Consider the following 3,949-nt stretch of genomic DNA (forward strand, 5'->3'; position numbering starts at 1 on the left):
GCATGACAGCGGACACCGACGTGCGCGACAGCCGGGTGCTGTACGGCTGCATGGGGCTGGGCGGGGGGTGGGACGCCGATGCGTACACCGCGCGGGACATCGACGACGCCGAGGCCGCCGTCCAGGCCGCCTTGGCGGCCGGGATCACCGCGTTCGACCAGGCCGACATCTACCGGCACGGCAAGTCGGAGGCGGTCTTCGGCGAGGTGCTCGCCCGCACGCCCGGCCTGCGGGAGCGTGTCGTCCTGCAGACGAAGTGCGGGATCCGGCTACCCCACGGCGACCAGCCCGGGCTGTACGACCTGCGGGGGCCCAGCATCCTCCAGCGGGTCGAGGAGAGCCTCACCCGGCTGCGTACCGACGTGATCGACGTCCTGCTGCTGCACCGTCCCGACCCGCTGGCCGACCCGGCGGAGATCGCCACCGCGCTCGGCTCATTGCGCCGGCAGGGTCTGGTGCGGCAGGTCGGCGTGTCGAACATGAGCGGTGCGCAGATCGCGCGCCTGCAGGCCCACCTCGACTTCCCGCTGATCGCCAACCAGCTGGAGATGAGCCTGCACCGCCGCGACTGGGTCGAGGCCGGCGTGCTGGTGAACACCACCGACGCCACCGGCAATGGTTTCCCGCTCGGCACCGTCGAGTACTGCACCGCGAACGGTATGCAGTTGCAGGCCTGGGGATCGCTGGCGAAGGGCCGGTTCACCGGTGGGCAGGAGACAGCGGCGGAGCAGGCCACCGCACGGCTCGTGGCAGACCTGGCCGAGCGCAGGCAGACCACCCCCGAGACGATCCTGCTGTGGTGGCTCCAGCGCCACCCGGCCCGGGTGGCGCCGGTCATCGGCACCACCCGGCCGGAACGCATCCGGGCCTGCGCGGACGCCGCGCGGCGGGAGCCGCAGCTCACCCACGAGGAGTGGTACCTCCTGTGGGTCACCGCGCGGGGTGCCGCCCTGCCCTGAGCCACCCGGGACGGCACCCGTCGCCACGCGCGGAACCCTCCGCGCATGCCGGATCCGCCTCCGGAAGCCCTCGCCGCCCACGAGCGCGACGTGCTGGCGGATCGGGCGTGGGATCCGCCGCGTCGGAGGGCGCGGGTGCGCTCGGCGGCAGCGCCGTCAGGATCGCCAGGTCGCGGTCCACGCGACGCGACGCCCGGACCAGCGCGCGGATCCACCAGAGGCAGCACAAACAGCAGAGCAGGATGATCAGCAGCGTCTTCACGGGCGGCGGTGGTCTCCCGCCTCGCCGCGCGGCGACCACCCCGGCCGCCGGGTCCCATGTGCCGACCGAGTCATCGCTGCTCCTGGGTGTCCTGGGCACTCCTGGTCGGAACGGTGCGGACCCGCGCAGCACGGCACGCACTGGACCTTCTCCGTGAGAGGCGCCGCACCCCGGCGTCTCGTTACATCCGGGCCGATGGCTCGACCGCGTGCCTGGGGGCGACCCGCCCGGCGGCGGGAGTGGATCGCGCTCGGCTCAGCCCAGCGGGCCGCCGGTGGCCAGGGGCAGCCCGGGCGGGGACGGCAGCAGCGTCGGCGCGTCCGACTCCGGCAGCAGGCTGGGCAGGGGCAGCGGGCCGTCACCGGGCAGCAGGGAGCCGCCGCCCGGTGACGGCGGCGCCGAAGGCTTCGGTGCGGCGGGCCCCGGGTTGGTGACGGCGGGAGCAGGCTCCTGGGTCGCGGCGGAGCCCGGTGCCGGAATGCCGACGGACGGTGCGCTCGGCGACAGCCCCGACAGCGCCTCGACCAGGTCACGGTGCACGGTGTCGAGTTCGGCGGCGAGGCGGGCCGCGGTGGCGTGGTCGTCGATCGCCGGGAGGTCGCCGCGTGCCTGGTCGACCAGCTGCTGGGCGGTGTCGAGGTCGCCCGAGGCGACGGCGGCCCGGGCGCGGGCGATGGTGTCCTCGACGCCGCGTACCTCGGCGTGCTCCGGATACAGCACCCTAGTCAGTGACCACAGCGGGCTGCCCGGCGCGGCGGTGCGGCTGCTCACGCCGAGCCCGGTGGCGATGGCGGCGAGGGCGACCACGGCGGCGGCGAGACGGAGGAGGCGTCCGCCGGCGAGCGCAGACCGGGCCGGCCGGGGACCGACGGCGGGTGGGTCGACCTCCGCCAGGTGGTCGCCGTCCTCGTCACCGCCCACCTCCGCGCGCCACGCGGCCAGCATCGCGGCGAGGCCGTCGCTGTCGGGACCCGGCTCGCCGCGGCCGAGCGCGTCGAGCAGCTGGTCGTCCCGGGCGATCGTCGCCAGGTCCAGCTCCTCGCCGCCGCCGGGCATGTGCTCCCTCATCAGGCCGCCACCTCGTCGAGTGTGTCGCCCGCCAGCGTACGGAGGCGGGCGAGCGCCCGGGACTGCGCCACCCGGACGGCAGGCGCGGACATACCCACGATCGTGCCCACCTCCTCGGCGGACAGGCCGACCGCCACCCGTAGCACGACGATCTCCCGCTGCGCCTCGGGCAGGCGGTTGAGCAGCACCGACAACCGGCGGGCGAGGTCGGTGGCGACGGCCCGCTGCTCCGGCCCCGGCTCCGCATCCGGCGTCTCCAGCGGCGGGTCGCCGGTGGTGACGGCGGAGGCCCGCACCGCCGCCCGCTGCGCGTCGGCCACCTTGTGCCCGGCGATGGCGTAGACGAACGCGGAGAACGGCGTGCCCTGGTCGCGGTAGCGGGGCAGGGCACGCAGCACCGCGAGGCAGATCTCCTGGGCGACATCGTCGGCGGTGGTGTACGCGCCGCCGATGCGACCCAGCCGCGCCCGGCAGTAGCGCAGCAGCCCGGGCCGGACGTCGGCGAGCAGGGCCGCGAGGGCCGACCGGTCGCCGCGGGCGGCCCGGTGGACGAGCTCAGGCTCGATCGTTGTCGTCATCGCGTGGAGGGGCACCTTCGTTACCGGCGGGTTACGGGCACGCTATCGAGCCATGCCCCTTCTTGCCTAGCTCACAATCGGTGCCTGGAGGTCACGCAAAGTAGTTGTTGCGCCCGGCCGGGTCGCCGCGATGTCCCCAGTAGCGAGAGGGGAGGACGCGTGGGCGTCGAGGTGGCGGTGCGCGGGCTGACCAAGTCCTTCGGTGGTCAGCCGGTCTGGTCCGACATCAGCCTGACCCTGCCGGCTGGCGAGATCTCGGTGCTACTCGGCCCCTCCGGCACCGGCAAGTCGGTGTTCCTCAAGACCCTGGTGGGGCTGCTGCGACCGGATCGGGGCGACATCTGGATCGAGGACAGAAACCTGCCCACGCTCTCCGAGCGCGCCCTGTACGAGGTGCGCAAGCTGTTCGGCGTGCTGTTCCAGGACGGCGCGCTGTTCGGGTCGATGACCATCTACGACAACGTCGCCTTTCCGCTGCGCGAGCACACCCGCAAGACCGAGGCCGAGATCCGGGCGGTGGTCAACGAGAAGCTGGACATGGTTGGCCTGGCCGGCGCCGAGCGGAAACTGCCGGGCGAGATATCGGGCGGGATGCGCAAGCGGGCCGGGCTGGCCCGGGCACTCGTCCTCGACCCGCGGATCATCCTGTTCGACGAGCCGGACTCCGGGCTCGACCCGGTGCGCACCGCGTACCTCAACCAGCTCATCATCGACCTCAACCAGCGCACCGAGGCGACGTTCCTGATCGTCACGCACGACATCAACACCGCCCGCACCGTGCCGGACAACATCGGACTGATCTACCACGGGCACCTGGCCATGTTCGGGCCCCGCGAGATGCTGCTGTCCAGCACCGAACCGGTCGTGCGGCAGTTCCTCAACGCCCAGCGGATCGGCCCGATCGGAATGGCCGAGGAGAAGGACGCCGAGGAGTTGCAGGCCGAGGCGCAGGCCGGCGTGGAACTGCCCTCCCTGCCGCCCATCCCGCCGCAGTTGCAGCCCACCGACGGGCTGCCCCGCCGCGCGGAGCGCCCCGCCGGGCAGTGGTGCCGGGAGCACGGCGTCACCCCGCCCCCCGGCTC

General features: G+C 73.7%; 4 protein-coding genes. 2 read left to right on the forward strand and 2 right to left on the reverse strand.

Annotation, left to right across the window (positions count from 1 at the left end):
• Positions 1–959: aldo/keto reductase (locus C1I99_RS30210; RefSeq protein ID WP_199562447.1), on the forward strand; the 959-nt coding region annotated here is incomplete at its 5' end.
• Positions 960–1,476: 517 nt separating this feature from the next.
• Here C1I99_RS30210 and C1I99_RS30215 read toward each other — a convergent pair.
• Together C1I99_RS30215 and shbA are read right to left on the reverse strand one after the other, a co-directional pair.
• Positions 1,477–2,289 carry an anti-sigma-D factor RsdA gene (locus C1I99_RS30215; RefSeq protein ID WP_111137576.1) on the reverse strand — a complete coding sequence of 271 codons (813 nt, stop codon included), beginning with the start codon at positions 2,287–2,289 and terminating at the stop codon, positions 1,477–1,479.
• The gene (gene shbA, locus C1I99_RS30220) at positions 2,289–2,867 is read right to left on the reverse strand and encodes an RNA polymerase sigma factor ShbA (RefSeq protein ID WP_111137577.1); all 579 of its coding nucleotides are present in this window, start codon (positions 2,865–2,867) and stop codon (positions 2,289–2,291) included. The genes C1I99_RS30215 and shbA overlap by 1 nt, the downstream gene beginning before the upstream one ends.
• A 159-nt stretch (positions 2,868–3,026) precedes the next feature.
• On the opposite strand from shbA, the gene C1I99_RS30225 reads away from it, so the two are divergent.
• Positions 3,027–3,949 (forward strand): ABC transporter ATP-binding protein (locus C1I99_RS30225; RefSeq protein ID WP_111137578.1); only part of this gene is annotated, 923 nt, incomplete at its 3' end.

It is taken from the genome of Micromonospora deserti (assembly GCF_003236335.1).
In the GTDB taxonomy this organism is placed as follows: domain Bacteria; phylum Actinomycetota; class Actinomycetes; order Mycobacteriales; family Micromonosporaceae; genus Micromonospora; species Micromonospora deserti.

Coding starts and splice junctions, on each gene's coding strand:
- shbA (WP_111137577.1), bottom strand. CDS start 2,867: ATGACGACAACGATCGAGCCTGAGCTCGTCCACCGGGCCGCCCGCGGC.
- C1I99_RS30215 (WP_111137576.1), bottom strand. CDS start 2,289: ATGAGGGAGCACATGCCCGGCGGCGGCGAGGAGCTGGACCTGGCGACG.